Origin of the sequence: Sphingobium sp. TKS (assembly GCF_001563265.1) — a bacterium.
GTDB lineage: Bacteria > Pseudomonadota > Alphaproteobacteria > Sphingomonadales > Sphingomonadaceae > Sphingobium.
In genome coordinates, this window is record NZ_CP005083.1 from 3,671,620 (window position 1) to 3,696,236 (window position 24,617).

Here is a 24,617-nt window from a genome sequence, read left to right on the forward strand (position 1 = left end):
CAGTTATTCGCCAATAGCCTTGGCCAATGCCGCCCGAATGGCTTCGAGCCGGGGAAGCAGATCGGCTCCAGGCATCGATTCGCCATTTTTCGCAGGCGCCACCGATGCCGGAAGCGGATCGCCGCTGCCATCGGCCAGCGCCTTTTGCGCGCCGCGCACGGTGAAGCCCTCGACATTCAGCAGATGATTGATCCGCCGCACCAGCGCCACATCGGCGGGCCGGTAATAGCGGCGGTTGCCCGAACGCTGGAGCGGTCGAAGCTGGGTGAAACGCGTTTCCCAATAGCGCAAGATATGCTGCGGGAGATCGAGTTCGCTCGCCAGCTCACTGATCGTCAGAAATGCGCCCTCTGCCTTTTCCATGGTCATGATGTTGCACCCTTAGCGGCGCCAAGGTCAACCTTCGGGAAAATGGCTATTTTGGCGATCGTTCGGAGCGCGCTGCACCAAATCCGCTGCAGCGCCCTCTTGTTTTTGATTTTCGCATCGTTTCAGGCGCGCGATGCCGAGCGCCTCAGACCGAAGCGACCCGATCCCGCATCGTCTGGCTGGCGCGGAAGGTCAGCACCCGGCGCGGTTCGATCGGCACTTCGACGCCCGTCTTGGGGTTGCGGCCCATGCGCTGCGTCTTGTCGCGCAGGACGAAGGTGCCGAAGCTGGAGATCTTCACATTTTCCCCGCGTTCGAGCGCGACGGACATATGCTCCAATATGGATTCGATTAAGGTTGCCGCTTCCGCCCTTGAGAGGCCAATATGACGGTTCACGCTCTCCGCAAGATCCGCGCGCGTTAGAGTCCCTGTACCGCTCATCGCACTTCCCCACCTTGACACCCGTCGAGCCTAAATGCGGGTGATCATTTGACAATGTGCGCGCTTCTGCATGATTCGGCAAGATGATGCACAGCCGAAATCCTTAAAAAACCGTGAAAAATTGGCGATATAGCGGTCCCGGAACGGGACTTGGAGCGTTCCGGGGGAAAGCGTGAGCGATTCTCGGCGGAACCGACCCGTCAAGATATGACGTGGATTGGTTCGGGGATGTGAAAATGGGTGGATGGCGGACTTTCAGTTTCCGTTCGCCCTGAGCTTGTCGAAGGGCCCTGCTGAGCGAAGGCGAAGCATGGGAGCCTCGCGACGCTCGGCTGAGGGCTTCGACTTGCCGAAGGCAAGTTTATCCTGAGCGCCTGCCTTGGCAGGCAGACGAAGGGCTCAGCCCGAACGGATATCACGCGTCAGCAAATGGCCAAATTCGGCCCTACACCCGCAGGACGCAGGCGCCCCAGGTGAAACCGCCGCCCATCGCCTCCAGCACCAGCAGATCGCCGGGCTGGATGCGTCCGTCGCGCATGGCGAGATCGAGCGCGAGGGGCACCGAAGCGGCGGAGGTGTTGGCGTGTTGATCGACCGTCATCACCACCTTCTCCGGCGCCAGTTTCAGCTTGCGCGCCGTCGCGTCGAGAATGCGGGCATTGGCCTGATGCGGGACCAGCCAATCGATCTCGGCCGGGGTCATGCCGGCGACCTCCATCACTTCGGTCAGCACCGAAGCGAGGTTGGTGACGGCATGGCGGAAGACTTCCTGCCCCTTCATGCGCAACTTGCCGACCGTTTGCGTGGTCGAAGGGCCGCCGTCGACATAGAGAAGCTGGTTATGGCGGCCATCGGCATGAAGCTTCGAAGCAAGGATGCCGCGCTTGCCGTCGGCACTTTCCTCCGCGCCCAGCACGACCGCACCCGCGCCGTCACCGAAGAGGACGCAGGTGGTGCGATCTTCCCAATCGAGGATGCGGCTGAAGGTTTCCGAGCCGATCACGATCGCGTTCCGCGCCGCGCCCGAGCAGATCATGCTGTCCGCCACAGTGATGGCGTAGAGGAAGCCCGAACAGACCGCAGCCACGTCGAAAGCGACGCAATCATTGATGCCGAGCGCCGCCTGAACGATCGTGGCGGAGGCAGGAAAGGTCTGGTCGGGCGTTGCCGTGGCGAGGATGATCAGGTCGATATCCTGCGCGCTGAGGCCTGCCGCTTCCAGGGCGGCCTTGGCGGCGTCGGTGGCAAGCGACGCGGTGGTTTCGCCCTCGCCGGCAATATAGCGGTTACGGATGCCGGTGCGCTCGACGATCCATTCGTCGCTCGTGTCCACGGTCTGCGCCAATTCGGCATTGCTGACGGAGCGGACGGGCAGGGCGGAACCCGTGCCCAGGAGAACGGATCGGCGGATCACTTTGCGGGCAGCTCCATCCTGGATGCGGGAGCGGTCAGCCCCTCGATCCCGTGCATGTCGGCGGCGATACGCCGGGTGATGTCTTCCTCCAGCAGCCGCGCGGCGACATGGACGGCGTTGGCGACGCCCTTGTCATTGGCGCTGCCATGGCTCTTCACCACCACGCCATTGAGGCCAAGGAAGACGGCGCCATTATGGTTGTTGGGGTCGAGATGATGCCGCAGCAGATGCATCGCCGGCTTCGAGATCAGGAAACCGAGCTTGGAGCGGATAGAACTGGTGAAGGCGGTGCGCAACAGGTCGGTCACGAAACGGGCCGTGCCCTCCGCCGTCTTCAATGCGACATTGCCGGAAAAGCCGTCCGACACGATCACGTCGACATCGCCCCGGCCGATCTTGTCGCCTTCAGTGAAGCCTTCGAAGGATAGCGGCAGGCTGGTCGCGGCGCGCAGGATCGCGGCGGCGTCGCGGATTTCCTCCGTGCCCTTCATCTCCTCGGTGCCGATATTCATCAGACGCACGCGGGGCCGCTCCAGGTCGAGCGCGATGCGGGCATAGGCCGCGCCCATCACCGCGAACTGGACGAGATTGCGCGCGTCGCATTCGGTGTTGGCACCCAGGTCCAGCATGACCACGTCATTGTCGCCCAGGGTCGGCAGCATGGCGGCGAGCGCGGGGCGGTCAACGCCCTTCATGGTGCGCAGGGCGAGCTTCGCCATCGCCATCAGCGCGCCGGTATTGCCGGCCGAAACGGCCGCGCCGCATGTCCCCGCCTTCACCGCCGCGATGGCCATGCTCATCGAGCTGGTCTTCTTGCGGATGGCGACGCTGGGCTTGTCGCCCGAATCCACGACGTCGGCTGCGTGGACGATTTCCGACGCGGCGCGCAGATTGGGATGATGGTCGAGCGCGGACTTGATCCGCGCTTCGTCTCCGAAAAGGGTGAAGCGCAGCCCTTCGTGACGGTGACGGGCGAGCGCTGCGCCCGCCATCATCACGCGTACGCCTTCATCCCCGCCCATCGCGTCGATTGCGATTCGCGGTTGGCTGGACAAGTTAACGCACCCTTTTCAGGAGAAATTCTTAAGCGTCAGGCCCCGACGGCGAGGACTTCGCGGCCGTTATAGTGGCCGCAGGCGTCGCACAGATTGTGCGGGCGCTTCAGTTCGCCGCAGTTCGAGCATTCCTGGAATGCTTCGACGCGCAGCGAATCGTGGCTGCGGCGCATGCCGCGACGGGAGGGGGACGTTTTCCTCTTGGGGACAGCCATGTCGGCACCTTATTCCGTAATTGATCGTTTAGTGCGACTGGCCAGTTCCGTCTGGATGCGGACGCCAACGGCGCCGCAGACCCATGCGGCCCGGATGATCGCGAAGCCCTGCGCCTATAGCGCTTTTTGGCCCATGCGCAAGTCCTTCTTGCCCCGGCATCCTGTCGCCCTATTCTGGCCGCGTCACGATAATGCGGGGGAAATCCGATGTTGCTGCCGATCACACTGACGCTGGCCGCCGCCTGCGCGCTGCTCAACATGTGGCTGGGGGTTCGCTGCGCGCGAATCCGGATTTCCGGCCAGGTGCTGCATGGCGACGGCGGCAGCGCGCTGTTGGCCAAGCGGATGCGGGCCCATGCCAATTTCATCGAATATGTGCCGGTGACGCTGATTCTCTTCGGACTGGTGGAACTGGCGATCGGGGCGTCGATGTGGCTCTGGGGCGCGGCGCTGGCGCTGGTGTTGGCGCGAATCGCCCATGCCTTTGGGATGGACGCGGAGAAATCGACTGTTTGGCGCGCTGGCGGGGCGCTGCTGACCTGGGTGGTGATGGTCGGGATGGCGGTGGCCGCGCTGTATGTCGCCTATGGAGCGACGCGGGAGGTACCTGCGCCGCCCGCCATGGCCATGATCCGATAGAATCAGGCCAGGACGGAATCCGCGACGAAGGGATTGGTGCGGCGTTCATGGGCGAAGTTGCTCATCGGGCCATGACCGGGAACGAACGCCGTGTCGCCGCCCAAGGGCCAGAGCTTGCCGGTGATCGCGTCGATCAGATCCTGATGGTTGCCCAACGGAAAGTCGGTTCGGCCGATCGACCCCTGAAACAGCACGTCACCGACGATGGCAAGCTTGCTGGGGGCGTGGTGGAAGACGACATGGCCCGGCGTGTGGCCGGGGCAGTGATAGACGTCGAGCGTCAGATTGCCGACCGTCACCTGATCGCCGTCGTGGAGCCAGCGGTCGGGTTCGAAACTCTCGCCATTAATGCCATATTTCTGACCGTCTTCGCCCAGGCGGTCGATCCAGAAACGGTCGGCTTCATGCGGCCCTTCGATCGGCACGCCCAAGTCTCGGGCAAGGATACCCGCCTGGCCGCAATGGTCGATATGGCCATGGGTGACGAGGATCTTCTCAATGGTGACGCCATGCTGCTCCGCCGCCTTTTTCAGCACCGGCAGGTCGCCGCCCGGATCGACGAAGGCACCGCGATTGGTCGCCGTGCACCAGAAAAGCGTGCAATTCTGCTGGAGCGGCGTCACGGGAATCAGGGCGGCTTTCAGGGGCGGAGTCGTCATGCCGCTGATGTGGCGAAGCTGCGCGCCGGGCGCAAGGTTTAGGGCCAATCGACATTCAGATGATGATATGCCGAAAATGGTGGTTTTTCGTGACCCTTGAAGCGAGTCACGTGCCTCGCTTCAACGCAGCGTACTAAAAGTACGTGAGCACCGGAAGCACGGAAAAGCGCCATTTGCAGGCCGTCAGGGCTGAATGTCGATTGGCCCTAGCCCACATTCTCCGTGGCGAACGGTTCCGCCAGGCTGATGCTGTCGAGCACCTTGGCCGTTTCATCGCGCACGCGGAGCATCACCCTATGCAGCCTGCATTCCGATTCGGGCAGGCAATTGGTGCACGTCTCATGCGCGAAACGGCTGGCGCAGGGCGTAAGCGCCAGCGAACCCCGCGTCAGCCGGACGATGTCGCCATAGCTGATGTCGACCGGCGCCAGCGCCAGCCAATAGCCCCCGTCGCGCCCCCGCTGGGTCGCGACCAGCCCTTCCCGCGCCAGTTCCGACAGGATCACCGTCAGGAATTTGGACGGAATATTCTGGCGCGTGGCGATCTCGTTCAGGGGCACCGGGCCTTGCCGGTAGCGGTCTGCGAGATGCTGGAGGGCACGGATGGCGTAACGGGTCTTCTGCGAAAGCATGGGGCTGTTATTCGCTTCCGCCGAAGATTTGACAAGCCATCAGGGCGCGGGATTCAGCGCTTCACGCGCCTGTTTGGGAAAATCGCTGAACATGGCGTCCACGCCCGTGCGGGCAACCGCCTGGACATAGCCTGCAAAGTCCCCCCTGCCCTGCGGATCGTCAGGGCGCTGGAAGGCGGCGGGCAGGAAGCTGTTTTCCATGCGCAGCGTCCAGACATGGACTTGCAGTCCCGCATCATGGGCGCGCCCGACCAGCCCCGTCGGGCCTTCGGGCGCCAACACCATGGCGGTCGCCGGACCGATGCCGTCGGCATAATCCGCGATCTGCTTCAGCCCCTGCGTCGTCATCATGTCGGCATAGGTCGTGCCCGGCGCATCGGCGGGGCCGCCCTCGCCCTCGACAAGCTGAATCAGGCGCAGGCGGGACACGGCGCGCAGAGCCTTCAGATTGCCGACCTCGAAGGATTGGATGAAGACCGGATCAGCCTCCGTCTGATAGCCATATTGGCTGAGCAGCGCGAGCAGCGGCGCCTGATGGGCCAGGCCGATTCCAGCGAAATAGCTGGGATGCTTGGTTTCGGGATAGAGGCCGATGCGGCGGCCGGTTTCCGCTTCCTTGGCGCGGACCAGCTTCAATATCTCCTCGAAGGTCGGGATCGGATAGAGATCGTTGAAGCGGCTGTTGGCGGCACGAAACTGCGGCAACCTCTCGCGAGCGCGTAGCGTGCGCAGTTCCGCGAGGGTGAAATCCTCGGTGAACCAGCCGGTGACGGGCTGACCATCGATCGTCTTGCTGGTCTTGCGAGCGGCGAATTCGGGATGATCCGCGACGTCGGTGGTGCCGCTTATCTCATTTTCATGCCGGGCGACGAGAACGCCGTCGCGGGTCAGCACCAGATCCGGTTCGATATAATCGGCGCCCTGGTCGATTGCGCGTTCATAAGCGGCGAGCGTATGTTCGGGCCGCTCGCCGCTGGCGCCGCGATGGGCGATGATGAAGGGTTCGGCCATCACGGGCGCCGCCGTCAAAAGAGCGAGGAGGAGGATGGCGGCTGTGCGGAGCATCCTCCCGAAAATCATGCCTTCACCCGCTCCAGAGCGTCCTCATAGGTGGTCGCCTTGAAGCCGACGACGGTGCGGTCACCCAGATCCAGGATCGGGCGCTTGATCATCGAGGGGTTGCTCATCATCAGCAGCACCGCCTTGTCCGCGTCGATATGCGCCTTGTCGCCGGCATCCAATGCCTTGAAGGTCGTGCCGGAACGGTTGAGGATGGTTTCCCACCCATGTTCCTCAACCCAGCCGCGCAGCGCCGTCTCGTCGACGCCCGACACCTTGTAATCGTGGAAGCTGTAGGGCTTGCCGCTATTGTCGAGGAAATTGCGCGCCTTCTTGATCGTGTCGCAATTCTTGATGCCGTACATGGTCAGCATGGGACTTATCCTTTGAAGGCGGTGACTTCGATCTCGATCTTCATCTCCGGCTTGATGAGGCCGGTGACGATGCAGCTCGCGGCGGGGCGAATCTCACCGAAAATCGGTGCGGTCGCCTGGCCCAGCTCGTCCCAATAAGCGGGGTCGGTGATATAATAGGTCACGCGCACCACGTCCGCAAAGGAGAAGCCGGCTTCTTCCAGCGCCTTGCCGATGACCTTCAGCGCGTTCCGGCCCTGATCCACAACGGATTCGGGCATGGCCTTGGTTTCGGGATCAGTGCCGGTTGTTCCGGCGACGAAGCACCAGTCGCCCTGGACGACGGCGCGCGAATAGCCGACCTGCGCCTCGAAAGGCGAGCCGGAGGAAATGAGCTGGCGGGGCATGGGGATTCCCTTTGTGCAGACCTGGGAGAAATGGGGCGGAAAGGATCGTGGCGGCTCTTGCCCCGTTCGCAGGATACTGTCCAGCGCCTTTTGCCGGAAGGGAACGGCGCGGACCGCTGGCCGTTGAAGCGGGGAAGGAGACAGGCCATGAACCGACCCGACAACACCCCTTTCCCCGACAGCGGCGAAGAGAATAGCGAGCAAGCCGAAGCGGGTTCGCAGGCCCAGGATGTAGCCGGGGAGGCGCGGACGCGCTCGACCGATCGGGCGGAGGATAGCGAACGCGGCGGGCGGCCCAATCCGGCGCAGATCCTGCCGGACGATACGCCCGATCTGGTCGAGAAGATGGAGGAGATGAACCGGTCGGGCCGGATCGACAATGATGCCTTTGCCGGGGAACCGCAGATGGATGATGAGGAAGACAGCCTCGGTCCGACCGAGGATGAGGATTAGCTGTTTTAGGCCGCGTCCTGGTTCAAGGACAGGTTGATCATGCCCCGCGCCATATGGCTGAGCGCCTCTGCCATGGCCCCGGCGAGGTCCGGATCGAGGCCGGGTTGCGCCTCGATCGCGCGGGTCATGGCGGTGGCCCATTGATCCGCCAGCACCGACGTGATCGGAAAGGCGCGGTGCAGCGACATGATGCATTGGCCGCGCTCGAACCAGTCGCGGGGACCGCCCGCCCAGCCCGCCAGGAACCGGGTGAGGCCGTGGCGCACGGCGTTCAGGTCCGCCGCATGGATGGCGCGCAGGTCGGCATAGGCCGAATCCTGCTCGATCAGGTCGTAGAAGCGGTTGGCGATGGCGGCCACGGCTGGCTCGCCGCCGATGCGGGCATAAGGGGTGGTCATGGAGCCTCCTGCTGGTGGGATCAGCGTGGCGGCTGGGGCCGAGCGGTCATTGATCCTGGTCAAATCGGAAGGTTTTGACGCGAGACGGGCCGAACAAGTTTCGTTATGGCCGCGTCATGAGCCGAAGATCGAGGAAGAGCCGCAGCGATGTGGTGTGGCTGGCGGAGGCGCGCCGGGCGGGCCGAGGGCGGTTGCAAAGCAGGAAAGGGAAGGCGCCGTCGCTGGCGCCGCTCGTCATCGGCGGGGTGCTGATCGGCGCCGGTCTGGGCTGGTTCGGACCCGAGATGATGCAGCGCTTTCAGAACAGCCGGTGGGAGCAGATCGCGTCACCGGCGGCGGACGACAGCCTGTCGGCGCAGTTCGGATTTTGCCACACGGGCGGCGGAACCAATTGCGTCGTCGACGGCGACACCTTCTGGTTCCACGGGGAGAAGGTGCGAGTGATGGATATCGACGCGCCCGAAACCCATGATCCGCGCTGTGCCGGGGAAGCGGCCTTGGGCGCGCGGGCGACGCAGCGGTTGCAGCAATTGATGAATGCCGGCCCCTTCTCGCTGGAGAGCGGGGATCGGGAGACGGATCGCTATGGGCGGTCGTTGCGGGTGGTGACGCGGGGCGGGGAGTCGCTTGGCGAGACGTTGGTGGCCGAAGGACTGGCGCGGGAATGGGATGGCGCGCGGCATCCCTGGTGCTGAAGTCCGGGGGGAGGACAAGCCTCCCCCATCGGATTCTTAGCGGCAGTTCAGGCTGCCCCGGTCGATTTCGCGACCAAGCAGCGCGCCTGCGCCTGCGCCGATGATGACGCCAGCGGTGTTCGAGCGTCCACGGTCGAGCTGGCCGCCGAGCAGGCCACCCAGCGCCGCGCCGACGATCAGGCCGGTGGTGCCGTCCGAGCGGCGGCAATAATAGCGATCGTCATAGCCGCGATAGATGCGGGTGCTGCGGGTCACGCGGATCGGCTCATACCCATCGCGATAATAGCGGTCCGGGCGATAATAGCGGCCATAGCGCGGGTCCGGGCGGTTCCAGTCATAGCTGTAGACGACCCCGCTCGGGCGGCGCCAGCCTTCGTGACGGCCATTGTCATGCCGTCCGCCATGCTTCCAGTCGTCGCGGCCATGGCCCTTGCCATGCCCGGCCCAGGGTGGCGGGTCGGCGGCGGCAGGGGCTGCGCTCAGCGTCACGGCGCCGAGCGACAAGGCGGCAAAAGCGGCTTTCAGGGTGAACTTCATCTCTGGCTCCCTTGGCTGATTAGTCAATGGGAGCACAACATCCGAAAGCGGATAAACGTTGCATGAACGGAACAAAACATTGTGTTCATGTGGCCGTCAGTTTTCGGGCCGGCAATCAGAAAAGGCTGTTGATCGCGCCCTTTTGCTGATCGGTGACGGCGTCGGCGGTCGCGCTGCTATCGTCCTTGTCGGAAGTGCCCACGAACTGGATCGCCGTCAGGATTACAAGCACCGCCCAAAGCACCGCCATCCAGCGGCTGGTGAAGAGGGAGGAGAGACGGACGCCGAACATGAGCGGGAGGTTAGGCAATTGCGAATAATAAAGAGTTACCTGGCTCGATCACATTTGAGCCGAATGCATCCCATCCTCCGGGACGCATCATCGCCTGACAGCGCACCTTTGTTACCGCAATCCGGGTAATCGCAAGCGATGTAACGGTCCCGATCCATTACATCGCTACGATGGCGCTCCTAGAGCAGAATCCGACCCGATTGCATCGGATCGGCTGCTCTAGACCTTTGTTTTGCCGCGTTTTCCGAGTCAGCAGATGATTCTATCTGCTTAGAAAACGCTCTAGCCTTGAATGCCTTACTCCGCCGCGATCCCCGCTGCCTTGAACATATCCGGGTCGCCAGCTTCATCGGCGTTGGCGGCGGTGCCGCTCTTGAGTTTGCTGCGGCGGTCGAACGCATCCCACACATCGTTCCACTGGCCGCGCGTGGCGCCCTTCGAATATTCCGTCGCGCGGGTTTCGAAGAAATTGGCATGCTCGACGCCGTTCAGCAGCGGGGTCAGCCAGGGGAGCGGATGCTCGTCGATCATGTAGATTGGCTTCAGACCCAATTGCCCCAGGCGCCAGTCAGCGATGTAACGGACATATTTCTTGATGTCCTTGGGCGTCATGCCGGGGACCGGGCCCATTTCGAAGACGAGATCGACGAAGGCATCCTCGATCCGCACCGTCTTCTGGCACATATCCATGATGTCGTCCTTGACCGACGCGGTCAGGCAATCGCGTTCCTTCACAAAGGCGTGGAACAGGCGGATGATGCCTTCGCAGTGCAGCGTCTCGTCGCGGACCGACCAGGTGACGATCTGGCCCATGCCCTTCATCTTGTTGAAGCGCGGGAAGTTCATCAGCATCGCGAAGCTGGCGAAGAGCTGCAAGCCCTCCGTAAAGCCGCCGAACATGGCGAGCGTCTTGGCGATGTCCTCGTCCGTGTCGACGCCGAACTGCTGGAGATAGTCGTGTTTGTCCTTCATCTCCTTATACTGCATGAAGGCGCTATATTCGCTCTCGGGCATGCCGATAGTGTCGAGCAGGTGCGAATAGGCGGCGATGTGGACCGTTTCCATGTTGCTAAACGCGGTCAGCATCATCTTGATTTCGGTTGGCTTGAACACGCGGCCATATTTTTCGTGGTAGCAGTCCTGCACTTCCACATCGGCCTGGGTGAAGAAGCGGAAGATCTGGGTGAGCAGGTTGCGCTCATGGTCGCTCAATTTCTGCGCCCAATCGCGGCAATCCTCGCCCAGCGGCACTTCCTCCGGCAGCCAGTGGAGCTGCTGCTGGCGCTTCCAGAACTCATAGGCCCAGGGATATTCGAAGGGCTTGTAGACCTTGCTGGCTTGAAGAAGAGGCATGGGTCGAACTCCTCAGTTCGTAAAATAGGTGAAGGAAGCGGCGACAACCAGTCCGATCACGCCGATCATGATTTCTTTGCGGCCTTTTTTACGGACGGTCGCGCTATCCGAAGGCGGGATAGTGCCATAGGCTTTCCATCCCCGCCGCTGTTCGAAGTAACTTTCCTCACCACTGGCTATGAAGGCCGCATTCCCCTGCGCCACCCGATCAGCCCGCACCACGGCATAGATGCCATAGCCGATCGAACAGAATGACATGGCGACGACAAACCACATGGCTAACGGCCCTGCACAGAAGCGCAGCGGAACTCCTCTCCCACAAGGGGAGAGGAGATTAACTCACTGGCAGGCGAGGCACTCGTCATAGTCGGTGGTCTCGCCAATTTCGAATTTCGGGGCGTCGATGGTGTTGTCCGCTTCGACCCCGCCTGCGAAACCGGCGCGCTGCACCGACTTGGAGCGCAGATAATAGAGCGACTTGATGCCCAGTTCCCACGCCCGGTAGTGGAGCATGAGCAGATCCCATTTCTCCACATCCGCCGGGATGAACAGGTTCAGCGACTGCGCCTGATCGATGAAGGGCGTGCGGTCGGCGGCCAGTTCGAGCAGCCAGCGCTGATCGATCTCGAAACTGGTCTTGAACGTGTCCTTCTCTTCCTGGCTGAGGAAGTCGAGATGCTGGACGCTGCCGCCCTTTTCCAGGATCGAGTTCCAGACGGCCGTGCTGTCCTTCGCCTTTTCGACCAGCAGCTTTTCGAGATAGGGGTTCTTGATCGCGAAGCTGCCCGACAGCGTCTTGTGGGTGTAGATGTTCGCCGGAATCGGCTCGATACAGGCGCTGGTGCCGCCGCAGATGATGGAGATCGACGCGGTGGGCGCGATCGCCATCTTGCAGGAGAAGCGCTCCATCACCCCCATGTCGGCGGCGTCCGGGCACGGGCCGCGCTCGACAGCGAGCTGCATCGAGGCTTCGGCGGCCTTTTCGCTGATATGCTTGAAGATGCGCAAGTTCCACGACTTGGCCATCGCGCCTTCAAACGGAAGTCCCCGGGCCTGGAGGAAGGAGTGGAACCCCATCACCCCCAGGCCCACTGACCGTTCACGGCTCGCACTATATTTCGCCCGCGCCATTTCCGGCGGCGCGCGGTCGACATAGTCCTGCAGCACATTGTCGAGGAAGCGCATGACATCCTCGACAAACTGCTTGTCGTCCTTCCACTCATCCCAGGTTTCGAGATTGAGCGAAGAAAGGCAGCAGACTGCCGTGCGGTCATTGCCGATATGGTCGCGACCCGTCGGCAAAGTGATTTCGGAGCAAAGGTTCGACGTCGACACCTTGAGGCCCAGATCGCGGTGATGCTTGGGCATCATGCGGTTCACGGTGTCGTTGAAGACGATATAGGGCTCGCCGGTGGCGAGGCGGACCTCGACCAGCTTCTGGAACAGGGCGCGGGCGTTGACGCTGCCGCGCACCGACTGGTCCTTGGGACTGCGCAGATTAAATTCGGTGCCGTCGCGGACCGCTTCCATGAACTCGTCGGTCAGCAGCACGCCATGGTGGAGGTTCAACGCCTTGCGGTTGAAGTCACCGGACGTCTTGCGGATTTCGAGGAACTCCTCGATCTCCGGGTGGGAGACGTCGAGATAGCAGGCGGCCGAACCGCGGCGCAGGCTGCCCTGGCTGATCGCGAGGGTGAGGCTGTCCATCACGCGGACGAAGGGGATGATGCCGCTAGTCTTGCCGTTGAGGCCGACCGGCTCCCCGATACCGCGCACATTGCCCCAATAGGTGCCGATGCCGCCGCCGCGCGAGGCGAGCCAGACATTCTCGTTCCAGGTGTTGACGATGCCTTCCAGGCTGTCGTCCACCGAGTTCAGATAGCAACTGATCGGCAGACCCCGACCCGTGCCGCCGTTCGACAGGACGGGCGTGGCGGGCATGAACCAGAGGCGCGAAATATAGTCATAGACGCGCTGGGCATGGTCGGCATCGTCGGCATAAGCGGCGGCGACGCGGGCGAACAGGTCCTGATAGCTTTCGCCGGGCAGCAGATAGCGGTCCTGGAGCGTGTCCTTGCCGAAGTCGGTCAGCAGCGCGTCGCGGCTGGCGTCGGTCGTGACGTGAAAACGGCGCTCCAGCACGCTGGACGAAGACATGGGGGACGAGCTGGAAACGGCGTCGGCCTTGGGGGCTGGCGCTACCTTCTTCTTTTCCGCCACGGTTTCGACCACTTCGTCAATCACGGTTGCCACGTCGCTTGCACTCACCTGTTCGCTGTCTCGAAAATCCATACCAGCCCCCGAATGTTCCTGTTTCGTTCGATTCGGTCAAGCCGCTGCCGGCCGGGCCGAAACAACTTAGCATTTTCGACCCGGTCAGGCACGGAAATGGGGCCAGCAGGCGCAATCGCAAGGGCAAAAATACCCTCCCTCCGGGAACCAGCCCGGTAGGCACGATCACAATCTGTTGGGTAACCCCCGTTAACCTGATACAAGGGATAGTGCCACAGCTTCATTTCCTTTCAAGGGGGTAAATGACAATTCGGGGACTCGGTTCGTCGCCGCCCCGACTCATTTCATCGACGGTTCGGCACGTCGCAACGCAGCGACGCATGGACTTTCCTTGGCTTGCCAAAAGGCAAGAGGGACAATTTCGATTGTAAAATAAATTTGGCTTGCCACGGAAATGCGCGAAAGCGGTGCTACGACCCATGGCGTTTCGTGACCGTGGCATGACAAGATATAGTGTGAAGGCGCTGCGAAAAGCCGATCCAGATCAATGAAGGGGGTGTTTTCCGCCCCAGGAGAGGAGCCGACATGATTCTCTATTACCACCCCCTCTCCTCCTATTGCTGGAAGGTGCTGATCGCCCTTTACGAGAATGGCACGGCGTTCGAACCGCGCATGCTGGAAGACCCGGCTGTCGCGGAAGCCTGGCTGGCGTTATGGCCGCTAGGGAAATTCCCCGTGCTGCGCGATGAGTCGCGGGACCGGACGATCGCGGAGACCAGCATCATCGTCGAATATCTGGGGCAGCATCGTCCGGGGCCGTTCCGCCCGATTCCCGACGATGCCGACGCCGCGCTGGAGGTGCGGCTGATGGACCGGCTGTTCGACAATTATGTGATGGCGCCGGTGCAGGCGATCGTCGGGGACAAGATTCGGCCCGAAGGGGTGGCGCGCGATGGCTATGCCGTGGGAGAGGCGCGGCGGATGCTGGGCAAGGCCTATGCGCTATTGGAAGCGCGGATGGCGGGGCGGCGATGGGCGGCGGGGGACGACTTCACGCTGGCTGATTGCGCGGCGGCGCCAGCGTTGTTCTATGCGGACAAGATCGAGCCGATGCGGGGCGGCTTTCCGGGGCTGGGCGCCTATCTGGAGCGGCTGGAGGCGCGGAAGAGCTTTGCGCGGGTGCTGCGGGAGAAGGAGCCGTGGTGGCATATGTTCCCGTTCGCGGATGAGGGGGCTTAGACCCGCCAGGCGCGCGGGGCATGGCGGGAAACGCCCTCCCCGGCGCTCGGCTTCGTGCCGCCACTGGACTCGCGCGCGATTCCCTACTAGCCGCTGCCCTGCATGGACCCGCCGTGCAGAGGCGGGCCTTAGACTAGGGACCAGGGTAGATGACCGTCATCAAGACCGCCGATCTGATCGAGAGCGTTGCCGATGCGCTCCAGTTCATCAGTTACTATCATCCGATGGATTATATTCGCGCGCTGGGCAAAGCCTATGACGCCGAAGCCAATCCGGCGGCCAAGGACGCCATCGCCCAGATCCTGACCAACAGCCGCATGTGCGCCGAAGGGCACCGCCCGATCTGCCAGGACACCGGCATCGTCAACGTCTTCATCAAATGGGGCATGGACTGCCGCCTGGACGACAACAGCCGCTCGATGCAGGACGTGGTCGATGAAGGCGTGCGCAAGGCCTATCTCAACCCGGAAAACCGCCTGCGCGCCTCGATCCTGAAGGATCCCGCGTTCAGCCGCGTCAATACGAAGGACAACACGCCCTGCGTGCTGAATGTCGAACTGGTGCCGGGCAACAAGGTGATCGTGGACGTCGCGGCCAAGGGCGGCGGCTCCGAGAACAAGACCAAGTTCAAGATGATGAACCCGAGCGACTCCATCGTCGACTGGGTGCTGGAAATGATCCCGCAAATGGGCGCGGGCTGGTGCCCTCCCGGCATGCTGGGCATCGGCATTGGCGGCACCGCGGAAAAGGCCGTGGCGCTGGCCAAGGAATCGCTGATGGAGCCCATCGACATGGGTGAACTGAAAGCACGCGGGCCGCAGAACGAGATTGAGAAGCTGCGGATCGAGATTTTCGACAAGGTCAATGCGCTGGGCATCGGCGCGCAGGGTCTGGGCGGGCTTTCGACCATCCTGGACGTCAAGATCTACGACTATCCCTGCCATGCGGCGGGCAAGCCGGTGGCGATGATCCCCAACTGCGCGGCGACGCGTCACGCGCATTTCACGCTGGACGGTTCGGGTCCAGCCTATCTGGAGGCGCCGAAGATCAGCGAATGGCCGCAGGTCGATTGGAAGCCCAGCAAGGAAGCGATCCGCGTCGATCTCGACACGCTGACGCCCGAAGTGGTGCAGAGCTGGAAACATGGCGACCGACTGTTGCTGAACGGCAAGATGCTGACCGGGCGCGACGCGGCGCACAAGCGTATCCAGGACATGCTGGCCCGCGGCGAGGAGCTTCCGGTCGATTTCAAGGGCCGCGTGATCTACTATGTCGGCCCGGTCGATCCGGTGCGCGACGAAGTGGTCGGTCCGGCCGGTCCGACGACCGCGACCCGAATGGACAAGTTCATGGACATGATGCTGGAACAGGGCTTGGCCGCCTGCGTCGGCAAGGCCGAGCGCGGTCCGGCGGCGACGGATTCGATCGCCAAGCATAAGAGCGCCTACCTCATGGCGGTCGGCGGCGCGGCCTATCTGGTGGCCCGCGCCATCAAGGCGGCCAAGGTGGTCGGCTTCGAGGATCTGGGCATGGAAGCGATCTACGAGTTCGATGTGCAGGACATGCCCGTCACCGTCGCGGTCGATAGCGAAGGCCAGAATGTCCACCGCCTCGCCCCGCTGGTGTGGCAGGAAAAAATCCGGAAGGAACATCTGCTCGAAGGCGCGTAAGCGTCTCTTTCCTTCATTTGGACAAGGACGCGCCGCCCGGTCTTCCAGCGGCGCGTTTTTTTTGCAGCCCATTGAGTATCGATCATGTCCTTTCCGATCTGGTTGCCCGCGACATTGCTGGCAGGCGGAGTGCAGGCCTGGCGGACCGCGGTGCAACGGCGAGTCAGCAAGGAACTGTCCGTCAATGCCGCCGGACTGGTGCGCTATCTCTATGGCCTACCCTTCGCGCTGATGCTGCTGGGCGGGGATCGGCTGCGGGGTGATGGGGGTCATGCTGTTGTCGACCGGCGGCAAGCGGGCAGGCTTCATCCGCGCCCTGGGGCAGCCGGCCGCGCTTTGCGGGATAGCGTCAGGCTTTTTCTTCGCGCTGGCCGCGATCGGCGTGCGGCGGGCGACGCAGCAAGTGGGCAGCAGCGATCCGATCCTCGCCGCCTTGATCGTGCTGGTGGTGACGGTCGTGCTGCAAACGGGGATGCAGGGGGGCTATCTGCTGCTGCGCGAGCCGGAACAGATGCGCAAGGCGCTGCATAGCTGGCGGGTTTCGGGACAGGTCGGGCTGCTGTCCGCGCTCGGTTCGGCCTGCTGGTTCACCGGCTTTGCGACGGCGCCAGTCGCGCTGGTGCGGATCGTGGGACAGGTCGAGGTCGCCTTCACTTTGGGCTTTGGCCATTTCTATCTGGGCGAGCGGATGGCGCGCAGCGAAGTCATGGGGCTGATGCTGGTGGCGGGCGGAGTCGTGCTGGCGCTGATGGGCGCGCTATAGCGGTTCACCGCATCGATAACGCTTCTTTTACTATCGTCCGATAGCTCCCTTTACCGTGAGAAATCAGGCAAGAACCGAGACTGTCGCGCAAGCGGTGATGAAGGTGGCCAAGCTATCGGGCGACCTTGGCATCCGCACGCTCGATTTGCAGGCGGACATCAGTGAGCTGGCGGATCGCGTCACCCATCAGGCCCGCACGATCGAGGCGATCAGCGGCGCGGCGGCACAGCTTTCGGGCGACGGGGAAAGCGTGGCGCTGGCCGGACAGGATGCGCGGGAAAAGGCGGTCGCGGCGCGGAGCATCATCGATGATTCCGGGCGGCAATTGTCCGACGCCAACGGCAATTTCGTCGACCTGATCGAGCGGGTCAGCAGCGTGCATGAGCGGCTGGACGGCTTTCGCGAGGCGCTCAAGACCGTGGCCCATGTCACCAGCGTGATCAGCGGAATCGCCAGCCAGACCAATTTGCTGGCGCTCAACGCCACCATCGAGGCGGCCCGCGCGGGCGACGCCGGGCGCGGCTTTGCCGTGGTCGCCGCCGAGGTCAAGAAGCTGGCGCAGGAAACCGCCGCCGCCACCCAGACCATCGACCAGTCGATCGGCGCGCTGACCGGCGAGGCGGGCAAAATGCTGGAGGGCATCGTCCATGGCGCGGAAACCGCCCGCACCGCGCTCAACGACACCAAGAATATCGAACTGCTGGTCGAACGGCTGAGCGCGTTGATGCAGGATCTGTCCAGCAACAGCGAGACCGTGGCGGAACGCATCGCCTCCATCGTCGGATCGGCGGGCGAGATACGCGGCGGGCTGGCGGCGCTGGCGAGCACCTCCACCGACAATGCGGGGGGCTTGCAAAGGCTGTCGGGCCGCATTTCCACCGCCAGCGACGACACGAACCAACTGCTGCAACTGGTGGCGGAAAGCGGCGTCGAGATACCCGATTCGCCCTATATCGATTTCTGCCTGGACGCCGCGCAAACGGTGAGCGATGCGCTGGAACATGCCATTGTCGAAGGCCGCCTGACGGAACGCGACCTGTTCAGCGAAATCTATACGCCGATCCCCGGCACGCAACCGGCGCAATATAGCCATCCGGTGCAGCCCGTGCTGATTCCCCCGGCGCGGGTGCAGCAGGAACGGGCGCGTGGCTTTCCGGGGCTGTTCGGCATGACCTTCACCGACCGCAACAGCTTCGGCGCGGTCGCCATGCCGGAACGGTCGCATCCGCAGCGGCCGGGCGATGATAATTGGAACTTCGAATATTCGCGCCAGGGGCTGATCTTCGATTATCCCGACACGCGTGAGCAATGCAAGATTACCCAGCCCTTCTGCATCAAGGCCTATCGGCGGCTGAATGCCGCAGGCGAGGTCATCCTGCTAAAGCAGGTGATCGCCTCCATCCACGTGCGCGGACGGCATTGGGGGATTTTACAGATGGCCTATCAGGATCAGGGATAAGCGAGATTGCTGCTTGGCCTGATCGGGCTGGAAGTGGTCAATTGCAGATATTACAGGTTGTCATCCCAGCGAAAGCTGGGACCGCGTGAGGCTAGGCCGTACCCTATCGCCTGAGATCCCAGCTTTCGCTGGGATGACGGAAATGATGTCGGCTTCCCACCCAAATCCGACATCCATCGCATTTACGATAGAGAGCAATCCGCTCTCAACTCTTGCCGACGCTCCGAACCGCGCTATGTCCCTCCCCGTCATCATAGCGGGAGACGGCATGGGCCGCATCGTCGGGAAAATCGTGAAGGGCTTGGGCGCTGCGTTGCTGTTTCTGGCGGTCGCCCTGTGCCTGGCAGTGACCATCGTTCCGCCCTTTCTCGACCGCATCTATTATGAAGGGCCGGTCAGTCGCCATTATGACGGCGCGCATTTCTTCAATCCCGATGGGGAAATCCGGTTTCCCGCGCCGCCGGGCAGCAACCGACAAGGCTTCATCGCACGCTGGCTGATGGGGCGGGACGACCGCCCCTCATGGCCCGACATGGTGGCGGTCAAGCCCTCGCGCCCACCCGCCTTCGCCGCGCCCAAGGGGATGATGGCGACCTGGGTGGGGCATGCCACCGTGCTGGTGCAGGCGGCGGGCCTCAATATCCTGACCGATCCGATCTGGTCGGACCATGCCAGCCCCTTTCCCCCGCTGGGGCCGAAGCGGGTGGCGCGGCCGGGGGTGCGCTTCGACAATCTGCCGAAGATCGACCTCATCCTCATCAGCCACAATCATTATGACCATATGGACATCCCCACGCTGAAAAGACTGTGGGAGCGGGACCGGCCCAAGATCATCACGAGCCTGGGCAACGACGCGATCCTGAAGGCCAACGGCATCCCGTCGATGGCGCTCGACTGGGGGCAGTCGGTGAGCGGCGCGGCGCTGAACGGCCTGGGCAGCGACACGGTGATCCAGTGCGAGAATTACGAGCATTGCCCGGATTATCGCGTCCATGTGCTGCGCAACCATCATTGGAGCAGCCGCTGGAACACGGACCGCAGCCGGGCGCTCTGGTCGAGTTTCTTCATCAGCACGCGGGCGGGGAACATCTTCTTCGCAGGCGACACCGGCGCGGGAGACATGGCCTGGCCGGAAGAAGCGGCGCGGCTGGGGCCGATAAGGCTGGCGATGATCCCGATCGGGGCGTTCCGTTTCTATCCGGGGCAGATGCAGTCGGATTCGCATATCGGACCGGAACAGGCGGTGCGGGTGTTCGAAAAGCTCAAGGCCTCGACCGCGATTCCCATCCATTGGGGGACGTTCCGCCTGTCCTATGAGAAACGGGATACCCCGCCGAAGATGCTGGAACTCTATCTGCGTTGCGCCGGGATCGAACGGAAACGCTTCGCGCCGCTCAGGATCGGACAGTCGATCCTGGTGCCGGGCTATGCGCCGGTGCCGCGTGGGGCGAAAAGCTGTGACCGGCGGGCTATCGCAGCGCTGGAATGATGAAGACGCCGGGCGGTTTCGGCCAATTGCGGACGTTGCGCAGGCCCACTTCCCAATAGCTGTCAGGCTGGCCCCTTGGCCTTCATCATGGCACGGAAATTATCCATCCTCGTCGCGGCAAGATATTCGGCCTGCATCTCCTGCGTCAGCAGTTCGACCATCTGGCGGCCCTCGATCCACAATTCGATGACGCCGAAGCCGCCGCCCCGCTTGCGATATTTGGCGGGCCAGCCTTCGCGGGATGCGATCGCCATCACCTCCGCCTCGCTGAGCGGCGTGGCGATGGCGGCATGGGTGGCGGTGTAGCCGGTCTGCTCCGTCCGCTCGCCAAAGCTGTCGGCATCACCCTCCGCCTCGCGCAGCACCGTGCCCAGCGGATAGATTTCTATCGCCGTGCCGCGATCGTCTCCGGCCACGGCGATCCAGCTTCCCGGTGTGACCGGCGGAAAGGGAAAGGCCTCCCCGCGCCAGAATTCAGCGATGATCTGCGCCACATGGCGCGGGTCATGAGCGGCGATCGACAGATGGAACAGCATGATGCGACTCCTCTCCCCCACAGGATGGATACAGGGACGACCATGGCATAAAGAGGCCGCGCCGGATTGGAGATTTCGGACCGGGCCTGCCGCGAGGGCGGACCCGGCCGGAACCATCAGGCCTTGGTGCATTCCCCGGCGCGCTTGCCGGTGACGTCATGGGTGGTGCGCAGGACGGGGCTCCCGCCCTCCGTCTTGGTCATGGTGCTGCCCAGGGTCAGCGTGTCGGCGGTGAAATTGCCCTCCAGCACGATTTCGGAAGTGCCCTTGCCCGAGGTGCAGGCGAGCGTCGCGATCAACCGGCCCTTGCGGACCAGCTTGTCCTTGTAGGTGCAGTTCTTGCCTTCCGCCCCCGCGAGCGCATTGGCGTCGGGCACGCCCGCCGCATCGACGGCGATGCAGGCCTTGTCCTCGCTGACTTGCTTCAGTGCGGCCTGATATTCGGCCGGGGTGACGGTGGGGGTGTTGTAGCCGGTGGTCTTGCGGGTCAGCGTCCATTCGCCCGCCTTCATGACGATCGGCGCTTCGGCGGCTTCGGGCGCGGGTTCCGGCTTGCTGCCACAAGCGGCCAAGCCAAGAGCGAGCGGCAACGCCGCCAACGCAACTTTCTGCATATCCTCTCCCCTGTTCTCGCTGGTTCACGCATTTTGCGAGCCGTCGGCCATTCCTGCCGACTTCAAAATGCTTTGGCGGAACGGCGTGAGGCTCGCGCCAAGTCGCGCAAAGCGCAAGAGGAATTTGCTGGAGCCTGTTTCCCGCATTTTGCGAGCCGTCGGCCATGCTGGCCGACTTCAAAATGCTCTATCGCTTCTTATAAGTGGGGGCGTGGAAGTCGGGCGGCTTGGTGGCGACCCAGGCAAGAAAGCGGGCCAGTTCGGGATGGGCGCGCAAGGCGGCGGCATCGCCATAGGCGCGCGCGAGCTCCGCATTGCCGAGGTGCGCGTGGATGGCGCGATGGCAGATCGGGTGGACGGGCGCCATGTCCCGCCCGCCTTTGCTTTTGGGCACCGGATGATGCCATTCGACGCGGTGGCCCAGCGCGCGGCCGCAAAGCCAGCAAGCCGGGCTTTCGCTCATTTCGCCGCGCAGGTCGTGCTGATCCACTTGCCGGACGTCTTGGCCTTCATGCTCATGTTCATGCCGTTGGGCGCGCCGGTCATCTTCATGTCCATATGCATTTCATAGCTTTCGGGCGCATAATCGCCGGACATGACGGCGTTCATCGTGCCGCCCTGCGACTTGCAGCTTATCTCACCCTTCACCGATCCGCCGCTGGCGTCGAAGCCCTTATAGGTGCAGTCCTTATTCTCCTGGCCGGAGAACATCTTGCCGCTGGGATTGGCCGCCTCTTCGGGCGAGACGCAATATTTGATCGAGGTGCGGCTCATCATCTTCTTCATCTGCTCTTTCATCTGAGCGCCGCCACCGGGCATGTTCGGCATGTCGATATCTTCCAGCTCATAGGTGCCCTCCCACTGACCAGGCTTGAGCTGGACCTTCTGAACCTCCTGGCGGACCTCTTCCTTGGTCTGCGGCTGGCCGGACGGTTTTTCGCCGCAGCCCGCCAGCAAAGCCGTTGCTCCCATCAGGCCCAGAACCGTTTTGCGCATGGATAATCCTCCCTGTTGCACCCCGCTTGGGGCGGGACCATATCAAGGCGCGATGACAATTCAAATCCGCACCACGCTGGACGAGCCGGAGACCGGCGAAGGCTTCGTCCCCCACCGCCCCGCGCGTCCGGAAAAGAGCGAGGGTGGGCGGCCGTTCAAGCTGGTTTCCGATTATGAACCGTCGGGCGACCAGCCGACCGCCATTGCCGAACTGGTGGAAACCGCGCTGGCGGGCGAGAAGGATCAGGTGCTGCTGGGCGTCACCGGCTCCGGCAAGACCTTCACCATGGCGAAGGTGATCGAGGCGTTGCAGCGGCCCGCTCTGGTGCTGGCGCCGAACAAGATTCTCGCCGCGCAGCTTTATGGGGAGTTCAAAAGTTTCTTCCCCGAAAATGCGGTCGAATATTTCGTCAGCTATTATGATTATTACCAGCCCGAGGCCTATGTGGCGCGGTCGGACACCTATATCGAGAAGGAAAGCTCGGTCAACGAGGCGATCGACCGGATGCGCCATTCGGCCACCCGCGCCCTGATGGAGCGGGACGATGTGCTGATCGTGGCGTCGGTGTCCTGTCTTTACGGCATCGGATCGGTCGAAACCTATTCGGCCATGACCTTCGGACTAAAGAAGGGCGGGATCGAGGACCAGCGCGAGATCATCCGCAAGCTGGTGGCGCTCCAGTACAAGCGCAACGACGCGGCCTTTGCCCGCGGCAATTTCCGGGTGAAGGGGGACAATCTGGAGATTTTCCCCTCGCACTATGAGGATACGGCGTGGCGAGTCAGCTTCTTCGGCAATGAGATTGAGGAGATTGTCGAGTTCGATCCGCTGACGGGCAAGAAGATCGCGTCGCTGGACTATGTGAAGGTCTTTCCCAATTCGCACCACGTCACGCCGGGGCCGACGCTTAAGCAGGCGATGGAGGCGATCCGCTTCGAACTGGCGGAGCGGCTGAAGGAGCTGACCAGCGAGGGCAAGCTGCTGGAGGCGCAGCGGCTGGAGCAGCGGACCAATTTCGATCTGGAGATGATCGCGGCGACCGGCTCCTGCGCGGGGATCGAAAATTATTCGCGCTTCCTCACCGGCCGCCTGCCGGGCGAGCCGCCGCCGACCTTGTTCGAATATCTGCCGGAAAACGCGCTGCTGTTCGTGGATGAGAGCCACCAGACCGTGCCGCAGATCGGCGCGATGGCGCGGGGCGACCATCGGCGCAAGATCACGCTCGCCGAATATGGCTTCCGCCTGCCGAGCTGCATCGACAACCGGCCTTTGCGCTTCAACGAATGGGACGCGATGCGGCCGCAGACGGTCAGCGTGTCCGCGACGCCGGGGCCGTGGGAGATGAACCAGACCGGGGGCACCTTTTCCGAACAAGTCATTCGCCCGACCGGGCTCATCGATCCGCCGGTCGAGATCAAGCCGGTGGAGGATCAGGTGGACGACCTGATCAACGAATGCCGCAAGGTCGCGGCGCAGGGATACCGCACGCTGGTCACGACGCTGACCAAGCGGATGGCGGAGGACCTGACCGAGTTCATGCATGAAGCGGGAATCAAGGTCCGCTACATGCATTCGGATGTCGAGACGCTGGAGCGCATCGAGCTGATCCGGGATTTGCGGCTGGGCGTCTATGACGTGCTGATCGGCATCAACCTGCTGCGCGAGGGGCTGGATATTCCCGAATGCGGGCTGGTGGCGATATTGGACGCGGACAAGGAGGGCTTTTTGCGCTCCGAAACCTCGCTGATCCAGACCATCGGGCGTGCGGCGCGTAACGTCGAGGGACGGGTGATCCTCTATGCCGATCGGATCACCGGCAGCATGGAACGAGCGCTGGGCGAAACCTCGCGGCGGCGCGAGAAGCAGATGGAATATAATGCCGAACATGGCATCACGCCGACCACGATCAAGCGCAATATCAGCGATATCATCGCCCATGTCGCGTCGAAGGATCAGGTCACGGTGGAGACGGGGCTGGACGACCGGCCGCACTTGGTCGGCCACAACCTCCGCGCCTATATCGAGGATCTCGAAAAGAAGATGCGCGCCGCCGCGGCGGATCTGGAATTCGAGGAAGCCGGCCGTATCCGCGACGAAATCCGCAAGCTGGAGGCGGAGGAACTGGGCCTGCCCGCCGAGCAGCAGGTGGCCGCGCCGAGGGGCCGCGCGACCGAAGGAAAACCGGGGACGCGGAAATTACGCTACGGGAAGGTGCAGAAGAAGTTTGGGCGGTAAAGGCCATAGGAGCCCCCGCACGCGAGTAACATGACTGGGATGGGTGGATTTCGGAAAGTCGGATTCGCGGTCGGCAGGATAAATAGCCGACATCGAATTGAGATGTATCTACCGCGCGTTCAAGGTGATAGCATCAATGAATGGCTGACTGGTTGGGTCCTGCACTTTCTGGAATATTCGAACTGGCTGGTTCGTTAATTCCTACAAGAAGAGGCGATCCCTTTTTCCGATCTGCACCACTTTGGAAACGTATTTCGGTTCTGATTTTGGTAGGCATATTTGCAGCCTTGGGATCGGTTTTAGTTTCTTATTTGATTTTCGCGTTTCTGGCTTTCATCTTAAAAGCGTTAGGCGTCGGAACTTAGAGATCAGCCCATGTCGTCCGTCGCTATTGCGGAATGGCCGTTTTAG

Annotated in this window: 29 protein-coding genes and 1 pseudogene; 10 read left to right on the forward strand and 20 right to left on the reverse strand. The window is 62.7% G+C overall.

What is annotated here, in order from left to right; all coding sequences use genetic code 11:
* Positions 1–3 precede the first annotated feature (3 nt).
* The 5 genes from K426_RS18090 to rpmF form a co-directional block, all read right to left on the reverse strand.
* Entirely contained in the window at positions 4–363 is a 360-nt protein-coding gene (locus K426_RS18090) for a MerR family transcriptional regulator (protein WP_066561980.1), read from the reverse strand.
* A gap of 151 nt (positions 364–514) precedes the next feature.
* Positions 515–811 (reverse strand): integration host factor subunit alpha, encoded by a 297-nt coding sequence (ihfA, locus tag K426_RS18095; RefSeq protein WP_066560080.1) that lies wholly within the window; start codon positions 809–811, stop codon positions 515–517.
* A gap of 445 nt (positions 812–1,256) precedes the next feature.
* Positions 1,257–2,225 (reverse strand): beta-ketoacyl-ACP synthase III, encoded by a 969-nt coding sequence (locus K426_RS18100; protein WP_066560083.1) that lies wholly within the window; start codon positions 2,223–2,225, stop codon positions 1,257–1,259.
* On the reverse strand, positions 2,222–3,247 hold the full coding sequence (plsX, locus tag K426_RS18105; RefSeq protein WP_066560084.1) for a phosphate acyltransferase PlsX: 1,026 nt from the start codon (positions 3,245–3,247) through the stop codon (positions 2,222–2,224). The genes K426_RS18100 and plsX overlap by 4 nt, the downstream gene beginning before the upstream one ends.
* Before the next feature lie 68 nt (positions 3,248–3,315).
* Positions 3,316–3,495 carry a 50S ribosomal protein L32 gene (gene rpmF, locus K426_RS18110; RefSeq protein WP_066560085.1) on the reverse strand — a complete coding sequence of 60 codons (180 nt, stop codon included), beginning with the start codon at positions 3,493–3,495 and terminating at the stop codon, positions 3,316–3,318.
* Between the two features lie 207 nt (positions 3,496–3,702).
* Here rpmF and K426_RS18115 point away from each other — a divergent pair, with 207 nt between their 5' ends.
* Positions 3,703–4,134 carry an MAPEG family protein gene (locus K426_RS18115; RefSeq protein WP_066560088.1) on the forward strand — a complete coding sequence of 144 codons (432 nt, stop codon included), beginning with the start codon at positions 3,703–3,705 and terminating at the stop codon, positions 4,132–4,134.
* 2 nt (positions 4,135–4,136) lie between these two features.
* Here K426_RS18115 and K426_RS18120 read toward each other — a convergent pair whose 3' ends face one another.
* The 5 genes from K426_RS18120 to K426_RS18140 all read right to left on the reverse strand — a co-directional run bounded on the left by K426_RS18120 (position 4,137) and on the right by K426_RS18140 (position 7,244).
* The gene (locus tag K426_RS18120; RefSeq protein ID WP_066561981.1) at positions 4,137–4,793 is read right to left on the reverse strand and encodes an MBL fold metallo-hydrolase; all 657 of its coding nucleotides are present in this window, start codon (positions 4,791–4,793) and stop codon (positions 4,137–4,139) included.
* 206 nt (positions 4,794–4,999) lie between these two features.
* Positions 5,000–5,425, reverse strand: a complete 426-nt coding sequence (locus tag K426_RS18125) for an RrF2 family transcriptional regulator (RefSeq protein ID WP_066560091.1) — start codon at positions 5,423–5,425, stop codon at positions 5,000–5,002.
* 39 nt (positions 5,426–5,464) lie between these two features.
* A complete protein-coding gene (locus K426_RS18130) occupies positions 5,465–6,505 on the reverse strand; it encodes a glycerophosphodiester phosphodiesterase (protein WP_066560092.1) in 1,041 nt (346 codons plus the stop codon).
* Positions 6,502–6,858, reverse strand: a complete 357-nt coding sequence (locus K426_RS18135; RefSeq protein WP_066560099.1) for an ArsC family reductase — start codon at positions 6,856–6,858, stop codon at positions 6,502–6,504. The genes K426_RS18130 and K426_RS18135 overlap by 4 nt, the downstream gene beginning before the upstream one ends.
* A gap of 5 nt (positions 6,859–6,863) precedes the next feature.
* Positions 6,864–7,244, reverse strand: a complete 381-nt coding sequence (locus K426_RS18140) for a RidA family protein (RefSeq protein ID WP_066560102.1) — start codon at positions 7,242–7,244, stop codon at positions 6,864–6,866.
* Between the two features lie 147 nt (positions 7,245–7,391).
* Between K426_RS18140 and K426_RS18145 the strand changes: the two genes are divergently transcribed.
* Positions 7,392–7,697 carry a hypothetical protein gene (locus tag K426_RS18145; protein WP_066560104.1) on the forward strand — a complete coding sequence of 102 codons (306 nt, stop codon included), beginning with the start codon at positions 7,392–7,394 and terminating at the stop codon, positions 7,695–7,697.
* Positions 7,698–7,702: 5 nt separating this feature from the next.
* On the opposite strand, the gene K426_RS18150 is transcribed toward K426_RS18145, so the two are convergent.
* A complete protein-coding gene (locus tag K426_RS18150) occupies positions 7,703–8,095 on the reverse strand; it encodes a globin domain-containing protein (protein ID WP_066560105.1) in 393 nt (130 codons plus the stop codon).
* A 116-nt stretch (positions 8,096–8,211) separates the two neighbouring features.
* Here K426_RS18150 and K426_RS18155 point away from each other — a divergent pair, with 116 nt between their 5' ends.
* Complete coding sequence (locus K426_RS18155; protein WP_066561982.1) at positions 8,212–8,790, forward strand: thermonuclease family protein; 579 nt, start codon at positions 8,212–8,214, stop codon at positions 8,788–8,790.
* A gap of 36 nt (positions 8,791–8,826) precedes the next feature.
* Here K426_RS18155 and K426_RS18160 read toward each other — a convergent pair whose 3' ends face one another.
* From K426_RS18160 to K426_RS18175, 5 genes are all read right to left on the reverse strand, one after another.
* A complete protein-coding gene (locus K426_RS18160; protein ID WP_066560109.1) occupies positions 8,827–9,327 on the reverse strand; it encodes a glycine zipper 2TM domain-containing protein in 501 nt (166 codons plus the stop codon).
* Between the two features lie 115 nt (positions 9,328–9,442).
* Positions 9,443–9,619: a hypothetical protein gene (locus tag K426_RS32170; protein WP_169575959.1), complete on the reverse strand. Its 177-nt coding sequence runs from the start codon at positions 9,617–9,619 to the stop codon at positions 9,443–9,445.
* A 297-nt stretch (positions 9,620–9,916) separates the two neighbouring features.
* Positions 9,917–10,972, reverse strand: coding sequence for a ribonucleotide-diphosphate reductase subunit beta (locus tag K426_RS18165; protein WP_066560112.1), 1,056 nt, complete (start codon positions 10,970–10,972; stop codon positions 9,917–9,919).
* A 12-nt stretch (positions 10,973–10,984) separates the two neighbouring features.
* Complete coding sequence (locus K426_RS18170) at positions 10,985–11,248, reverse strand: hypothetical protein (protein WP_066560113.1); 264 nt, start codon at positions 11,246–11,248, stop codon at positions 10,985–10,987.
* A gap of 63 nt (positions 11,249–11,311) precedes the next feature.
* Positions 11,312–13,264, reverse strand: a complete 1,953-nt coding sequence (locus K426_RS18175; protein ID WP_066560114.1) for a ribonucleoside-diphosphate reductase subunit alpha — start codon at positions 13,262–13,264, stop codon at positions 11,312–11,314.
* A 525-nt stretch (positions 13,265–13,789) separates the two neighbouring features.
* Here K426_RS18175 and K426_RS18180 point away from each other — a divergent pair.
* The 5 genes and pseudogenes from K426_RS18180 to K426_RS18205 all read left to right on the forward strand — a co-directional run bounded on the left by K426_RS18180 (position 13,790) and on the right by K426_RS18205 (position 19,824).
* Positions 13,790–14,443 (forward strand): glutathione S-transferase family protein, encoded by a 654-nt coding sequence (locus tag K426_RS18180; RefSeq protein WP_066560115.1) that lies wholly within the window; start codon positions 13,790–13,792, stop codon positions 14,441–14,443.
* 149 nt (positions 14,444–14,592) lie between these two features.
* Positions 14,593–16,113, forward strand: a complete 1,521-nt coding sequence (locus K426_RS18185; protein ID WP_066560121.1) for a fumarate hydratase — start codon at positions 14,593–14,595, stop codon at positions 16,111–16,113.
* An 81-nt stretch (positions 16,114–16,194) separates the two neighbouring features.
* Positions 16,195–16,876, forward strand: a pseudogene (locus tag K426_RS18190) (EamA family transporter).
* 97 nt (positions 16,877–16,973) lie between these two features.
* The gene (locus K426_RS18195; protein WP_066560135.1) at positions 16,974–18,335 is read left to right on the forward strand and encodes a methyl-accepting chemotaxis protein; all 1,362 of its coding nucleotides are present in this window, start codon (positions 16,974–16,976) and stop codon (positions 18,333–18,335) included.
* Positions 18,336–18,603: 268 nt separating this feature from the next.
* Positions 18,604–19,824, forward strand: coding sequence for an MBL fold metallo-hydrolase (locus K426_RS18205; RefSeq protein ID WP_066560146.1), 1,221 nt, complete (start codon positions 18,604–18,606; stop codon positions 19,822–19,824).
* Positions 19,825–19,886: 62 nt separating this feature from the next.
* Here the strand turns inward: K426_RS18205 and K426_RS18210 are convergent, their stop codons facing one another.
* The 4 genes from K426_RS18210 to K426_RS18225 all read right to left on the reverse strand — a co-directional run bounded on the left by K426_RS18210 (position 19,887) and on the right by K426_RS18225 (position 21,970).
* Positions 19,887–20,360 carry a hypothetical protein gene (locus K426_RS18210; protein ID WP_066560147.1) on the reverse strand — a complete coding sequence of 158 codons (474 nt, stop codon included), beginning with the start codon at positions 20,358–20,360 and terminating at the stop codon, positions 19,887–19,889.
* 116 nt (positions 20,361–20,476) lie between these two features.
* The gene (locus K426_RS18215) at positions 20,477–20,974 is read right to left on the reverse strand and encodes a DUF3617 domain-containing protein (RefSeq protein WP_066560150.1); all 498 of its coding nucleotides are present in this window, start codon (positions 20,972–20,974) and stop codon (positions 20,477–20,479) included.
* Positions 20,975–21,161: 187 nt separating this feature from the next.
* Complete coding sequence (locus tag K426_RS18220) at positions 21,162–21,437, reverse strand: HNH endonuclease (RefSeq protein ID WP_066561983.1); 276 nt, start codon at positions 21,435–21,437, stop codon at positions 21,162–21,164.
* Positions 21,434–21,970 carry a DUF3617 domain-containing protein gene (locus K426_RS18225; protein WP_066560156.1) on the reverse strand — a complete coding sequence of 179 codons (537 nt, stop codon included), beginning with the start codon at positions 21,968–21,970 and terminating at the stop codon, positions 21,434–21,436. Before K426_RS18225 ends, K426_RS18220 begins: the two co-directional genes overlap by 4 nt.
* 52 nt (positions 21,971–22,022) lie before the next feature.
* On the opposite strand from K426_RS18225, the gene uvrB reads away from it, so the two are divergent.
* Entirely contained in the window at positions 22,023–24,206 is a 2,184-nt protein-coding gene (gene uvrB, locus K426_RS18230) for an excinuclease ABC subunit UvrB (RefSeq protein WP_066560159.1), read from the forward strand.
* 140 nt (positions 24,207–24,346) lie between these two features.
* Entirely contained in the window at positions 24,347–24,571 is a 225-nt protein-coding gene (locus K426_RS31430; protein WP_140404589.1) for a hypothetical protein, read from the forward strand.
* The last annotated feature ends 46 nt before the right edge of the window (positions 24,572–24,617 follow it).